At 46.0% G+C, this 14,495-nt stretch carries 15 protein-coding genes; all 15 read right to left on the bottom strand.

Annotated elements, in window-relative coordinates; translation table 11 throughout:
- The 15 genes from rnc to mgtE all read right to left on the bottom strand — a co-directional run bounded on the left by rnc (position 1) and on the right by mgtE (position 14,438).
- On the bottom strand, positions 1 to 690 hold the full coding sequence (gene rnc / locus EFA47_RS07135; protein WP_122644444.1) for a ribonuclease III: 690 nt from the start codon (positions 688 to 690) through the stop codon (positions 1 to 3).
- A 183-nt stretch (positions 691 to 873) separates the two neighbouring features.
- A complete protein-coding gene (gene acpP / locus EFA47_RS07130; RefSeq protein WP_122642644.1) occupies positions 874 to 1,104 on the bottom strand; it encodes an acyl carrier protein in 231 nt (76 codons plus the stop codon).
- A gap of 25 nt (positions 1,105 to 1,129) precedes the next feature.
- Entirely contained in the window at positions 1,130 to 2,155 is a 1,026-nt protein-coding gene (plsX, locus tag EFA47_RS07125) for a phosphate acyltransferase PlsX (RefSeq protein ID WP_178043663.1), read from the bottom strand.
- Positions 2,156 to 2,332: 177 nt separating this feature from the next.
- Positions 2,333 to 3,340: a LacI family DNA-binding transcriptional regulator gene (locus EFA47_RS07120; protein WP_164689944.1), complete on the bottom strand. Its 1,008-nt coding sequence runs from the start codon at positions 3,338 to 3,340 to the stop codon at positions 2,333 to 2,335.
- A 171-nt stretch (positions 3,341 to 3,511) separates the two neighbouring features.
- Positions 3,512 to 4,579, bottom strand: coding sequence for an alcohol dehydrogenase catalytic domain-containing protein (locus EFA47_RS07115; RefSeq protein WP_122642642.1), 1,068 nt, complete (start codon positions 4,577 to 4,579; stop codon positions 3,512 to 3,514).
- Positions 4,576 to 5,370, bottom strand: a complete 795-nt coding sequence (locus EFA47_RS07110) for an SDR family NAD(P)-dependent oxidoreductase (RefSeq protein WP_122642641.1) — start codon at positions 5,368 to 5,370, stop codon at positions 4,576 to 4,578. Before EFA47_RS07110 ends, EFA47_RS07115 begins: the two co-directional genes overlap by 4 nt.
- Before the next feature lie 32 nt (positions 5,371 to 5,402).
- Complete coding sequence (locus tag EFA47_RS07105) at positions 5,403 to 5,777, bottom strand: sensory rhodopsin transducer (protein WP_122642640.1); 375 nt, start codon at positions 5,775 to 5,777, stop codon at positions 5,403 to 5,405.
- A 47-nt stretch (positions 5,778 to 5,824) separates the two neighbouring features.
- Positions 5,825 to 6,781 carry an ABC transporter permease gene (locus EFA47_RS07100; RefSeq protein ID WP_122642639.1) on the bottom strand — a complete coding sequence of 319 codons (957 nt, stop codon included), beginning with the start codon at positions 6,779 to 6,781 and terminating at the stop codon, positions 5,825 to 5,827.
- Positions 6,771 to 8,288, bottom strand: a complete 1,518-nt coding sequence (locus EFA47_RS07095; protein ID WP_122642638.1) for a sugar ABC transporter ATP-binding protein — start codon at positions 8,286 to 8,288, stop codon at positions 6,771 to 6,773. Before EFA47_RS07095 ends, EFA47_RS07100 begins: the two co-directional genes overlap by 11 nt.
- A gap of 87 nt (positions 8,289 to 8,375) precedes the next feature.
- Entirely contained in the window at positions 8,376 to 9,350 is a 975-nt protein-coding gene (locus EFA47_RS07090) for a sugar ABC transporter substrate-binding protein (protein ID WP_122642637.1), read from the bottom strand.
- 378 nt (positions 9,351 to 9,728) lie between these two features.
- Complete coding sequence (gene rpmF, locus EFA47_RS07085) at positions 9,729 to 9,908, bottom strand: 50S ribosomal protein L32 (protein WP_122642636.1); 180 nt, start codon at positions 9,906 to 9,908, stop codon at positions 9,729 to 9,731.
- Positions 9,909 to 9,911: 3 nt separating this feature from the next.
- Positions 9,912 to 10,439 (bottom strand): YceD family protein, encoded by a 528-nt coding sequence (locus tag EFA47_RS07080; RefSeq protein ID WP_122642635.1) that lies wholly within the window; start codon positions 10,437 to 10,439, stop codon positions 9,912 to 9,914.
- A 206-nt stretch (positions 10,440 to 10,645) separates the two neighbouring features.
- On the bottom strand, positions 10,646 to 11,839 hold the full coding sequence (locus tag EFA47_RS07075) for an acetate kinase (RefSeq protein WP_122642634.1): 1,194 nt from the start codon (positions 11,837 to 11,839) through the stop codon (positions 10,646 to 10,648).
- A gap of 69 nt (positions 11,840 to 11,908) precedes the next feature.
- Entirely contained in the window at positions 11,909 to 12,904 is a 996-nt protein-coding gene (pta, locus tag EFA47_RS07070; RefSeq protein ID WP_122642633.1) for a phosphate acetyltransferase, read from the bottom strand.
- Positions 12,905 to 13,103: 199 nt separating this feature from the next.
- On the bottom strand, positions 13,104 to 14,438 hold the full coding sequence (mgtE, locus tag EFA47_RS07065; protein WP_122642632.1) for a magnesium transporter: 1,335 nt from the start codon (positions 14,436 to 14,438) through the stop codon (positions 13,104 to 13,106).
- Positions 14,439 to 14,495 lie beyond the last annotated feature (57 nt).

Here is a 14,495-nt window from a genome sequence, read left to right as displayed (position 1 = left end):
TTATTTTTGTTTTTTCAGTTCCAGTATGGCTTTATATGCCGCCTCCTGCTCCGCCGCTTTTTTAGTACGCCCAATGCCTACGCCATATCCCCGCCCGTCAAGGCGGACTTCAACGCAAAAAGACTTATTGTGGTCAGGCCCTTCCTCCTTAAGCAGGTGGTATGAGACCCCACCCTCCATTTGGGCCTGCACGATCTCCTGCAAAATAGTCTTGCTATCAAAAAAGAGTTTTTTATTCTCTAAGTCCGTCAGAATAAATTTATGTATAAACTCTTTTGCATTAGTAAAACCACCGTCCAGATAAATCGCGCCGATAAGCGCCTCCAGGGCATCTGAGGTGATGGAGTCCCTCAGCCTTCCTCCGGTCGCCTCCTCACCCTTCCCAAGCAGCAGGTAAGACCCCAGATCTATGTCCCGTGCACAGAATGCCAGGGAGGGCTCGCAGACCATACTTGCCCTTGTCTTAGTCAGTTCCCCTTCGGATACCTTGGGGGACTCCAAAAAAAGAAATTCACTGGAAACAAGCTCCAGCACTGCATCACCTAGAAATTCAAGCCTCTCATTGCAGCAGTGCTTTTCCAGATGCTTTTCATTTGTAAAGGAGCTGTGCATCATGGCCCTCCTAAGCAGTGAAAAATCCCGGAATTTGTAGCCAATTCTTTTTTCCAGCTCTTTTAAACTATCACTCATATCTATATCGTCTGCTGTGTTTCCCAGAATCATGCAGACATACACTCCTTTCCATTCCATGGCAGCCTTTGCCCCAACATCCCAGGACCATGTTGTAAATACATGCAGCATGGCAAAGACTATTGGCATGTTTAAATGTTTCCTAAAATGAAAAAGCCCGGAGGGGCTTTTTCATTTACTCTTTTATTCTACAACCTTTTTAATCTGGTCCACAGCATCCTGCACAGTTGCTATCTTCTCTGCCTCGTCATTGTCAATCTCAATGTCAAATTCTTCTTCAATCCCCATGATTATTTGGAAAATATCTAACGAATCTGCTCCTAAATCATCTACAAATGTTGATTCCGGACGGATCTCCTCCTTCGGAACGTTTAACACGTCTGCAATAATTTCCTGTAACTTCTCAAATTCCATAGTTCACTTTCCTTTCTTTTCCACCTTAATCTTTTTTCCCATCCTGCCCACTCTGGATCGCAGCTTTTATTTTCTCATTGATCTGCTGCTCCTTAAATGTGACGCATTGGATAATCGAATTACGTACTTCTTTTGAAGTAGAATTTCCATGTACTTTGACAACCAAGCCATTCAGGCCAAGAAGCGGCGCACCGCCATACTCACTGGCATCAAAATCCTTCAAAGTTGCCTTGAGCGCAGGCTTTACAAGAAGTGCCCCAATCTTACTTCGCAGCGAAGTCATCATACTGCCCTTGATTTTCTGAATCAGAGTGCCTCCCACGCCTTCATAGAGCTTGAGAATCACATTGCCCACAAAGGCCTCGCAGACAACCACATCCACAGCGCCAGACGGAATATCACGTGCCTCCACACTGCCCACAAAGCGGATATCCTCACAAGCCTTGAGCAGGGGGAAGGTCTCTTTTACAAGTGCATTCCCCTTCTCCTCCTCAGCGCCGATATTGACGATTCCCACAGTCGGGTTCTTCTTCCCCATAATATGCTCCATGTATATAGAACCCATCCGTGCAAACTGAACCAGGTGGGACGGCCTTGCATCCACATTAGCGCCACAGTCTATCAGCAGGGACACCCCCTTGGCAGTCGGTATGAGGGGAGCAAGAGGCGGCCTTTCCACCCCCTTAATCCTGCCGACCAGTACCTGGCCGCCGACTAAGATTGCCCCTGAGCTTCCTGCGGATACAAATGCATCTGCCTGCCCCTTCTTCACCAGGTTCATAGCCACCACAATAGAAGAATCCTTCTTCCTGCGGATTGCCATGACAGGCGGTTCCGCAGTCTCTATCACCTCAGAAGCGTGGACAACCTCAATCTGCTCCTGGGGATACGTATATTCTGATAACGTCTTCTTCAGCAAATCCTCCTGCCCCGTCAGCAGAATCTTAATATCCTCCCGCTCTCTGACGGCCTCAACTGCCCCCTGCACAATCCCGGCAGGCGCATTATCTCCGCCCATCGCATCCAGGGCAACCCTTGTAATATCAGACATTTCTCTTCCTCCTAACGCTACTGCATTAATTCTACTAAACATCAATATAAAAATCAATAACAAAATAGAATTTATATAGGGGGGCGCCACAAAATGAACATTTACATTTTGCGGCGCCCCGTTTCAATATGCTTTATAGTCTATTTCCTTTGAATGCTGCACATCTCCTGCCTTTTCCTACCTTGCAGATTCCCGCACAATGAGCTCCAGCTCAAAACCTGTCCCGCTGCCACTATATTTCCGGCCCTCCATCTGGTCCACCAGAAGCTCCACAGCCTTTATGCTCATGGCCTCAATAGGTACATTTACAGTTGTCAGCCTTGGATTGCAGTATCGGGAAAACTCTATATTATCAAATGACGCCAGCATCACATCCTCCGGGACGCATATCCCCTGATCCCGGAGGCAGTTTAAAACCCCAACTGCCATAATGTCTGTATCACTCAGAACCGCATCCGGCAGGCTTTGCGTCTGTAAAATATATTCTGCAGATTCATAGCCTGTCTCCATCGTATATTCCTTCTCCAGCCTTACAATGCTGTGAGGCTTCAGATGATATTTTTCAAGGGTCATTAAAAACCCTTTCAGTTTCGGCTCATGGTCTATGTCCCGGGTCTTGCAGCCAACATATGCTATGTCCCGGCATCCCAGGCTGATCAAATACTCACACACCTTCTGTATGCCCAGGGTGAAATCTGCATGGACAATTTTTTCTGAATCATACTCACTGTAATACCGGCTTGAATTGCTCATAATGACCATAGGCACCTTCTCATGCCTGCGGGCAAAATCTATGGATTGCTCCATATCATGAAAATAGCACAAAATAACTCCACTGAAATAATGAATAGGAAGGGACTCAAACAATGCATCCATGTTGCCGTTTACGTCATTGATAGAATACAGAACCACTGTATAATTATATTTCATCGCTTCCTTCCGAATCGTATTAAACAGCGCTGCATGGAACGGGTTACTTATCTCCTGTGCTATGACCGCAATTGTCTTTGAGTCCTGTACCCTTAAATTCCTGGCAAAGAGATTCGGTTTATAATTTAATTTCTGAATGGCATCCTCCACTGCCCTCCGCTTGTCTTCACGCAAAAGCTGGGGGGTATTCAAGTATTTAGAAACCGTCCCCACTGAAACCCCAGCCAGCTTTGCAACATCTTTGATAACTGCCACAAGTATTCCCCTTCCTATCAGCACACGGCCTTGGCCGCTAATGTCCATGTATCTCTCGGTATGGAACCCTTCCCCGCAAGTACTCATATCCTTTCCAGAAAAAGGTAGCTTGTGCCATTATAACAGAAATCTATCATTTTTTCAGCAGAGGCAGAGCTTTTTTTGCCTTTATTAAGGCCTCAGCATGATTTTCATTGCCTGAGGTTCTTTTATGGATGCCTCAAAAGCCTCCTGCCATTTCTCTAAGGGGAAGGAATGTGAAATCAGTCCCTCTGTCCGAACCAACCCTTTCTGGATACCTCCAATGACCGACTCAAATGTAAGGGCTGACAAATGGGAACCTCTGATACTGAGCTCTTTCCCATCACCTATCATATTCCAGTCCGCCTTTACCTCATCTGCAAATACTCCCATCTGTACGTATCTCCCATGATTTTTCAGGGAATCCAGTCCCTGGCCCACACTTGCCGGACTGCCTGAAGCTTCTATATAAACATCACATCCATACCCTCCAGTCAGTCTCTTTATCTCCTCGGGCACATTACACCCGGCAGGATCCAGCACATAATCAGCACCATATTTTTTTCCCATCTCAAGGCGGTGCTTTTTCACATCAATTCCAATCACCATTTTGGGCATATACAGACCAGCCAGGTTTACCATGGAAGTTCCGATGGCGCCCAGGCCTGCAATAACGACCACATCTTCATGCCTGATCCCTGCCTGTTCTACTGCATGCATTCCACAGGCAATAGGTTCAATAAGCACGGCCTCCTCTGTAGTAAAAGTAGGGGGAACCTTATGTATAATACTATTTTTGTGGAGCTTGATATACTCCGCAAACCCACCTTGTATATGCTGCTTAAACCCATACACAGCCGACTGGGCGCACATCCAGTATTTCCCCTGCCGGCAGAACCCGCATTCACCGCAGGGGACAATCTGCTCTGCCACAACCCTGTCCCCCGCTGTAAATGCTGCCATCTCTTCCCCTGCCTTAACAACTTCCCCGCAAAATTCATGTCCCCCAATGACAGGAGGTTCAATATAGCGGTTTTCAATATGAGTCCCCCATATACGGATGCCTCCATGGTAGGATTTCACATCTCCGGCACAGATGCCGCACCCCTCCACCTTGACTAGCAGTTCATCCGGCCCAATTGATGGGATGTCTACCTCCTCAAGCCTGTTGTCATAGGGCGCATAGGATACCAGGGCCTTCATTTTTTTATCCATCATTGCAGTCCTCCCTTATTCTTTGCATGTTCATATGCAAGGTATGTATTCTGGACTTTGAACATGCCTCCATCAATGCCGATAATTTCCCCTGTCACATACCCACCCTCTGCAGAAGTCAGAAAGCCTACAAGCGCTGCCACGTCCTCCCCCGTCCCAAAACGGTTCAGGCACAGAGCCCTGACCTGCTCTGCCCCCCGCGCCTGAATCATTGTATCTGTCATATCCGTATGGATAATTCCCGGGGCATAAGCATTTACAGTAATATTATAGGGGCCCAGCTCCGCCGCACTGATTTTAGTCAGCATATCCACACCTGCCTTACTGGCAGCGTATGCCACAAGTCCACAGTCTGCAAAATGCCCTGAGATGGAGGAGGCATTGGCTATTCTTCCATAGTGGCTTTTTTTCATATACTCGGCAGTATATTTCAGCATATAAAATTGGCTTTTAAAATTCGTGCCAATGACTTTGTCCAAATATGCCGCGTCCATTTCATCGATAAACTTGAAGTCAAATATACCGGCGTTATTAACGAGGATATCAATCCTCCCAAAATGTCCGCCTATCTTGGCCACAGCCTGCCTTACTTCCTCCTCCTCTGAGACATCTGCTTTATAAATCTGGCTCTCCGGGACGAATCCCTGCAGTTTTTCAAGTGTCTCCTGGGCGCACTTCTCATGGGAGCGGTATATTGCACAAACAATGTTCCCCCTTCTGGCAAGCTCAATACTGATTGCCTGTCCCATCCCCCGGGTTCCCCCTGTCACGATCGCCACTTTTCTTTGTTCCATAATTATCCTCTCCTTTTCTGCTGTTTTAACAGTCAGTCCTCAAAATATGGTATGACTGCAAAAGACTGGGCCGCACCATCAATCCAATTGAACCTGGCATACTCTACCACCACATTTTTACTGCTCTCTAATATCGCCGAATAGCATGTGGCTACAGGTATTTTCATATTCCACGCCTCCAAATTATCCATACGTATTTGTCTCGCCTGCATCGGTTTTACCTGAATCCCCTCTATTCTGCCGGTGTTTTCCCTACTGTCAAAGACCAGCGTAAGTCCTACCTCTGCCGTTTCCTCCCCAGTATTAAAAATAGTAATACTCTCATGGGAGGGAGTAGGCCTATTTCCCGGTTCTTTCATATATAAATCTGGGATACACCATTTTTTATGCCCCATACCTTTTCCCATCTGCCTCACCTTCCGTCTTACTTACTTTCTTCACCATGCCTGAATGTCTATACTCTCTGGCCCTTCTTTCTGCGGAGTACATCTACTATCACTGCCAGTACGATAATACCTCCTTTTACCATCCTCTGTGCTCCCTGCGGGACATTTAAGAGATTTAACCCATTGGCAACAATCCCTATAATCAGCGTCCCTATGATTGTTCCCGTCAGTGTCCCTTCTCCTCCATTCATGGATGTGCCGCCGATGACAACTGCTGCAATGGCATCTAACTCTGCCCCGTCGGCATTGGTAGGAACAGCCGAATCCAGCCTGGAGGTAAGGACAATGGCAGCCACCCCGCAGCAGAAAGCACTGATTACATAGGCAGTACATTCCACTCTTTTTACATGGATCCCCGAAAGTACCGCACAGTTTTTATTGCCCCCGATGGCGTATATATACCGCCCATACTTTGTATATTTCAGGACATATGCGGCAACCGCAAACATAATAACCATAATAAATATGGTGAATATCGGAACTCCCCCATACCTCCCTGTAATAGCCAGAAATTCTTTAGGAAATGTATAGATAGGCTGTCCTTCTGTGACCGTATAAGCCGCCCCTCTGGCTATGGACATCATTCCCAAGGTGGCAATAAAAGGCGGCAGGTCAAATCCAGTGATCAGAAGGCCTGTCACGAATCCAATCAGGCAGGCGAATAGAAGTCCTAAAACCAGGCTTAGAAATACAGGGAACTCCCAGTTTTTCATCATCAACCCCATCATCAGTCCTGTCACAGCAATAATGGAACCCACAGAAAGATCAATTCCCCCTAACAGGATAATAAATGTCATGCCTATGGCGATTAGAAAATTTGTAGATATCTGTTGTGACACATTCAGCAGATTGGCTGCAGTCAGGAAACTGCTGCTGGACAATGTTAATACAATACACAGGGCCATCAGGGCCACCAGTATCCCAATGTAACTTGTCCCTTTTCTTTCTTTTGCTTTAATCTTCATGGTATTTTCCCCTTTCTTCCGCTCCAATGGCCAATGTCATCACTGACTCCTGGCTGGCCTCTTCTCTTCCAAGGGTTCCACTCAACCGACCCCTGGCCATCACCATGACACGGTCACAGATCCCAAGCAGCTCTGGTATTTCAGATGTAATAACCAAAACCGCCTTCCCCTCTTTTGCAAGGGCATTAATCAGGTTGTATACTTCTATTTTCGCCCCCACGTCGATTCCTCTGGTAGGTTCATCCAGTATTAGAACCTTGCAGTCGGAAAGCAGCCATTTGGCCAGTACTACCTTCTGCTGATTACCCCCTGAAAGATTCTCCGCCCTCTGCCAGAGGGAGGGGGTTTTTATGTTCAATTTATTGATATACTTTTTTACCGTCTCTCTTTCTTTCCCCAGGTTCAGATGTAACCCTCTCCTAAACTTATCCAGCGCTGCCAACGTCACATTTTCCCCTACTCCCAGCTTCAGTACCAGGCCCTCTTCTTTTCTGTCCTCCGTCACATAGCCAATCCCTGCCCTGATAGCCTCTTTTGGGTTTCTGATGATACATTCTTTCTGTCCAATATAAATCTTGCCGTCTGTTCTTGCATCTAAGCCAAATATGGCGCGTACCATTTCCGTCCTGCCTGCTCCTACCAGTCCTCCCACACATAATACCTCTCCCTCTTTGATAGAAAAACTGATATTCTGTACACGAGAACCTGCACATAAATTTTCCACCCTGAACAATTCTTCTCCGATTTTCTTTTGAATTCTAGGATATTTATCCTTCAGCTCCCTCCCCACCATAAGGCGTATAATTTCATCCATTGTTGTCTGTGCAACATCCAGCTCCTGGATCGTGCAGCCATCCCGCATCACCGTGGCCCGGTCGCAGATTGCCATGACTTCCTCCAGCCTGTGGGATATATAAATAATTGCCACCCCGCCTGCCTTTAATTTTTCTACTGTCCGAAAAAGTTTCCTGGTCTCCCGCTCTGTGAGGGGCGCTGTAGGCTCATCCATAATAATAATTTTTGCATGCATAGAAAGAGCCTTAGCCACCTCCACCATTTGCTGCTGTGCAATCCCCAAATCCCGTATAAAATCGGTGCTCCTGATGTCCACCCCTAGCTCTTTTAGAAGTGCGTCTGCCTCTCTATAGACCTTTTTCCAGTCTATTTTTATAGGGTTATCCATATGATAACGTCCTAAAAAAATATTTTCTGCCACAGTTAAAGTAGGTATCAGGTTAAGTTCCTGGTAAATAATACTGATCCCCAAATTTTCCGCTGCCTTTGGGTTCCCCAGTTCTGTCCTGTTTGAAAAGATCTCTATATCCCCCTCATCTTTCACGTAGGCACCTGCCAGTATTTTCATTAATGTTGATTTTCCAGCCCCATTTTCGCCCAGCAGAGCGTGTACTTCCCCCTGTTTTACACGGAGGCTGACATGGTCGAGTGCCAATACTCCTGGGAAACGTTTTGTTATGCCTGACATCTGTAAAATATACTCTTCTGCCATTTGCTTCCTCCTGACATATTTGGAAGGGACTGCCTCCAAATATGATTTCCCTTTCGGGCAGTCCCTCAAGGTTTGTCTGACTTTCCCTTAGTCCGCTTCTGATGGGAACTGATCCGCATTATCCTCCCAGATAATTTCTGTGTCTACATTCTCAATTTTCTCTACTGTCCCCCCATTGAAAATCTTATCCAATGCCTCCACACATGTCACGCCTGTTCCAGGCCCTCCGATGGATACTGTGGAAACCAGCTCGCCTGCCTGGATGCTTGCAACTGCATTTGGATTGCCGTCAAAACTTACAACTTTTGCATCTGATCCTGCTTCTTTTACAGCCTGCACCGCTCCCAATCCCATCTCATCACACAGCGCGAATATTACGTCAAGATCTGGGTTTGCCTGGATCATATTAGCAGCTGCATTCATACCTTTCTCTCTTTCCCAGTCTCCGGCCTGGCTTGCAACTACCTGGATTCCAGGATATTTTTCTTCTGCCTTATCTACAAATCCCCCCATTCTTTCCGTGGTATGGTCAGAAGGAAGTCCTTCTACAATTGCAACCTGTAAATCTTCCCCAAATTGTTCAGCCACAAAGTCACATACCTTCCCTCCTGCCTCATACTGGTCATATCTCACGTAACATGCCACCTCCCCGCCGGCCAGCTCATTCTGGGTATTGAACATGACCACCGGGATCTCGGCCTCGTTGGCTTTTTTTACAGCCGCTACAATGGCGTCACTGTTAATCGCACAGAGGATAATCCCATCTACCTGCTGGGTAATCATGTCCTCCACTATCTGCACCTGTGAGGCGTAATCTGATTCAGACTCTGGAGCCAAAGTCTTCAGCTCATAGCCAAGATCATCACAGGCTTCCTGTGCGCCTGAAATAACAGATTTGTAATATGGTGATATCATAGCCGGAGGAACTAAGGCTAAGGTCTTTTTATTCTCTTTGTCCTCTGCCGCTGTGTTCCCCCCTTCATTTGCGCTGCCGCCAGAACCACAGGCTGAAAGTACCACGGTCATGCAAACCATCAAAACAAACACCACAAATTTCTTCATTTTTCTTCCTCCTTCTCCTGAATACAGAAAAATCAATTCATTATTTTTTCATATTATGCTGATTTCTCTTATTTTTTTATTTTTGAATCGATTCATTTTATACCTAAATAATAGCACCCTTTTTTTAAGTATGCAAGTTGATTTTACTATTTCAACAATAATAACAAACATACTCCAATTTTTTTATATAATATAACTAAAACATTTCAAACATTCAATTTCACTAAACATCTCTGCTCTAGGAGCCTTCTAATCAAACGCCCACATTACACTCTCTCCAAGGCAATCCTGCAAATAAAAAGAACCACAAAAAAACTCTATGCGAAAGATTGCTCAATCACATAGAGTTTTTATGTTCCATTCACTGGCTCGTCCCTATTAGTCAACAGAGATAATTTCTTTTTTGTTGTAAGATCCACATGCCTTGCATACTCTGTGCGGCATCATAAGCTCTCCACATTTGCTGCATTTCACAAGATTTGGAGCACTCATCTTCCAATTTGCCCTTCTCTTATCCCTTCTGGACTTAGAAGATTTATTCTTTGGACAGATAGACATAGGTTACACCTCCTTAAAATTCTTAAACAAATCACGGACAACTGACATTCTTGGGTCAACCCCTGTGTCTTCGCAGTCACAAGTTCCCCTGTTTAGGTTCTGACCACAAACGCTGCAAATGCCCTCACAGCTTTCGCTGCAAAGAACTTTCGTCGGCCACCCTATAGATATCTCGTTAAAGAGCAATTTGTCCACGTCAAGATGGTATCCGTCAATGAAATTTGATTCATCTAACCCTTCTCTCAAATCAGCATCTGAAACATTCAAATCAACATATTTCTCCACATCCAGCAAAAACTCATGTTCTACCTCTTCAAGGCAACGGTCACATGGAATTATAACCTTTACTTTGGTCTCTGCCTGAATCTGCAGTTCCTTATCCTTTATATGTGTAACCACAACATGTACAGGATCACTGCTGATCACTGGAAATCCCCCAATCTTCAGTCTAATCACATCCAATTCAAAGGGAACTGTCTCCTCTACTGCCCTATGCTGCTCTGACAGAACGTCTGATAGGTTAATTAACATCTTCATTACTCCTATTCATACCTAAATTATTATATCATGTAAAATAACTTTGTCAATATGAAAAATACAGAATCTGACAGGAAAATGTGAAAAAGACAAAGGGGACTGTCCCTTTTGCAAAGGGGACTGTCCCCTTTGCCCTCCATTTTCAGAATATTCAGAAAAAGCCGGCAGACCAAACCTGCCAGCTTTCTTTTTTTCAGTAATTATTTTACAAGTGCAACTGTCTCCCTTGCAATTGCAAGTTCTTCATTGGTCGGGATCACGAGTACTGTCACTTTAGAATCAGGGGTGGAGATCACCACTTCTTCCCCTCTCTTAGAATTAGCTTCCTTGTCGATTTCTATTCCAAGGAACTGCAGGTAACTGCAAACTTCTTCGCGGATGTCTTTATCGTTCTCGCCGATTCCAGCGGTAAATACAATATTATCTACGCCGTTCATGGCTGCCGCATAGCTACCTACATATTTTGCCACTCTGTATGCAAATACTTCAAGGGCAACCTGTGCCTGCTTATTGCCTTCTTCCGCTGCTGCGCATAAATCTCTGAAATCGCTGGAAAGTCCATTGGAAAGTCCAAACACTCCTGATTCTTTATTCAGAACTTTCATCAAGCCTTCAATATCAAGATTTTCCTTCTTTGAGATAAACTCCAGAATGGCCGGGTCGATATCCCCTGACCTGGTTCCCATCACTAATCCTTCAAGGGGTGTCAGTCCCATGGATGTATCTACAGATTTCCCGTTCATCACTGCACAGATGCTGGCGCCATTGCCGAGATGGCATACGATGGTCTTGACTGCGTCATATGGCTTCCCTGTAATTTCAGCTGCCCTTTTCGATACAAAGCTGTGGCTTGTGCCGTGGAAGCCATAGCGCCTTACTTTATATTTTTCGTAATAAGCATAGGGCAGTCCGTACATATAAGCCTTTTCAGGCATCGTCTGATGGAAGGCAGTATCGAATACACCTACCATAGGGGTATTTGGCATCAGCTTCTCACATGCGTCCACGCCGATCAGGTTGGCAGGATTATGTAGAGGGGCAAGGTCATTGCATTCTTCCACCGCCTTTTTCACATCATCTGTAATTACAACTGAAGATGCAAATTTCTCTCCTCCGTGTACCATACGGTGGCCCACCGCGCCGATCTCATCTAAACTCTTTACAACACCAGTCTGGGCATCTGTCAGTGCGTCAATCACATACTGGATGGCCTCTGTGTGGGTAGGCATATCCTTTGCCGTCTTCACCTTGTCGCCGCCAGCTGGCTGATAGGTAAGGCTCCCGTCAATTCCGATCCTCTCACAGAGTCCCTTTGCCAGAACTTCCTCTGAGTCAGAATTAATTAACTGAAACTTTAAAGAAGAACTTCCACAGTTGATTACTAATACATTCATCTTATTTTCCTCCTGTATTTACATATAGGAAGCCGTTAAAACACGGCCCCACTCAGATATATTCTCTGTTTATTGTGCCTGTGCCTGCACTGCTGTAATCGCTACCACGCCCTCGATATCTTCTGCGCTGCAGCCACGGGACAAATCATTGACAGGCGCCGCAATCCCCTGTGTCAATGGGCCGTATGCCTCTGCCTTAGCCAAACGCTGAACCAGTTTATAGCCGATATTTCCTGCGTCCAGATCTGGGAAAATTAATACATTAGCATGTCCGGCAACTGGACTGCCCGGTGCTTTGGACTCTCCCACAGAAGGCACAATAGCCGCATCCAGCTGCAATTCCCCGTCAAGTTTCAGGTCAGGCGCCAGTTCCTTTGCAAGCCTCGTGGCTTCTACAACTTTATCAACATCCCCATGCTTTGCACTTCCCTTTGTGGAGTGGGAAAGCATGGCAACAACCGGCTCTTTCCCTGTGAGCACACGGAAGGAGGCGGCTGAAGATACCGCAATATTCGCCAGCTTTTCCGGATCCGGGTTCTGTTCCAACCCAGCATCCCCAAAAATAAATGTGCCGTCAGCTCCCATATCACAATCTGGCACAACCATCACAAAAAATGCGGATACAAGTTTTGTCCCGGGTTTTGTTTTCAGAATCTGGAGGCATGGGCGAAGTGTATCTGCTGTAGAATGGCAGGCCCCTGATACCATGCCGTCAGCATCCCCCATCTTTACCATCATAACGCCGTAGTATAAATAATTCTTCAAAAGCAGTTCTTTTGCCTGTTCTTCTGTCATGCCCTTCTTCTGCCTGAGTTCCACCAGCTTGGCAATATACGCTTCTGTCTTTTCATCTGTTGCCGGGTCTACAATTTGGGCACCTGAAATATCATACCCCGCGCCGTTCTTCTCGATCTCTGCCCTGCTGCCAACAAGTATCAGATTTGCCGTCCCTTCCTTTAAGACTGCTTCTGCAGCCTGATAGGTCCTGGCATCCTCAGTCTCGGGAAGCACGATCGTCTTCTTATCGGCCTTTGCCCTCACCTTAATTTCGTCAATAAATCCCATGATTTAAAGCCACCTTTCCTTTTTTCTCAATTGTTTTTATTATACCCCAAAGAAATTTTGTATACAAGTAGATAACATGTGTATTTTTAAGAACAATCTCTGTTTTTATGCTTTATCTACACCCCTGCCGCAGAATGCTCCTACAGCGCCCCAGGATTTTATTTCTGCCTGGTTTCTGTAAGGATGGCCCCCTGCTGCCCTACAGATGGAAAATGGCTGTCACAATATTAAAGTAAACTAGAATTGTACATGTATCCAGTATTGTAGTAATTAAGGGCGCCGCCATGATTGCCGGATCCAATCCCATCTTTTTTGCTAAAAGAGGCAGGGTACACCCAATGCATTTTGCCATGACTACCACTGCAATCATTGTAATCCCCAGTGCCACTGCCAGTGTCACATTCTGCCCGTACATAATATAAATACGGATCCCATTGACCACTGCCAGCAGACAGCTGACTACAAGGGCAATCCGTATTTCCTTAAAAATCACCCGGAATATATCACGGAATTGAATCTCCCCCACCGCCAGGCCCCGGATAACCAGTGTGGAACTCTGAGAACCACAGTTTCCCCCTGTCCCCATAAGCATAGGGATAAAGGTAATGAGCACGGGCATCACAGCCATGGCCGACTCATAATATCCCAGGATCTCGCCTGTCACAGTGGCCGAAAGCATCAGGAGCATGAGCCACAGTGTACGGTTCCTGGCATGCATAAATACAGAAGTCCCGAAATAAGAGTCCTCATTCGGACTTACGCCGGCCATAATACTGATATCCTCTGTAGTCTCATCCTGGAGCACCAGCATAGCATCGTCAACTGTTACGATCCCCACAAGACAGTTCTCATGGTCAATAATTGGAATCGCCACCAACCCATACTTCTTAATTGTCTTTGCCACATCCTCCTGGTCATCCAGTGTTTTGGCGCAGAGCACATTTTCCTCCATAATCTCTTCGATAAGCCTGGATTCCCCGGCTGTCAGGAGGTCCTTTACATCCACTGCGCCTATAAGCCTCTTTTTCTCCGTAACATAACAAGTGTAAATCGTTTCTCTATTGATTCCCACCTGGCGGATCTTTAAAATTGCATCCGCCACAGTCATCTCCCTGCGCAGGCTGATGTACTCCACATTCATGATACTTCCTGCACTGTCCTCTGGATACTGCAGCAGCACATTAATCTTCTGCCTTGTCTCCTCGTCTGTTGCCAGCAGAAGCCTGTCCACTACATTAGCCGGCATCTCCTCCAGGACATCCACCGTATCATCTACATACATCTCGTCCATGACTTCTTCCAGCTCTGAATCAGTCAAGGCATTAATCAGGTCCTCACGCATATCACTGTTCATATCCGTAAAAACCTCTGCCGCCTCCTCCTTGGCCAGCAGGCGGAAGATTAAAATAGCCTGCCTGGTATCAAAATCCTCCAGCATTTCTACAATATCAACCGGATGTATGGCTTCCAGCTCTTCCTTTAATTCTTTAAATTTTCGCTCCCCGAGCAATTCAAGCACTAATTCCTTTTCCATGCCACACACCCTCCTTTGTCCAAATTTTTACAGCCTATAAGCCTTCTTGCCCTAAAA

It is taken from the genome of Luxibacter massiliensis (assembly GCF_900604355.1).
Classification (GTDB): Bacteria; Bacillota; Clostridia; order Lachnospirales; family Lachnospiraceae; genus Luxibacter; species Luxibacter massiliensis.
The sequence above is the reverse complement of the archived record's forward strand: the minus strand, read 5'-3'. Positions and strand labels throughout refer to the sequence as shown.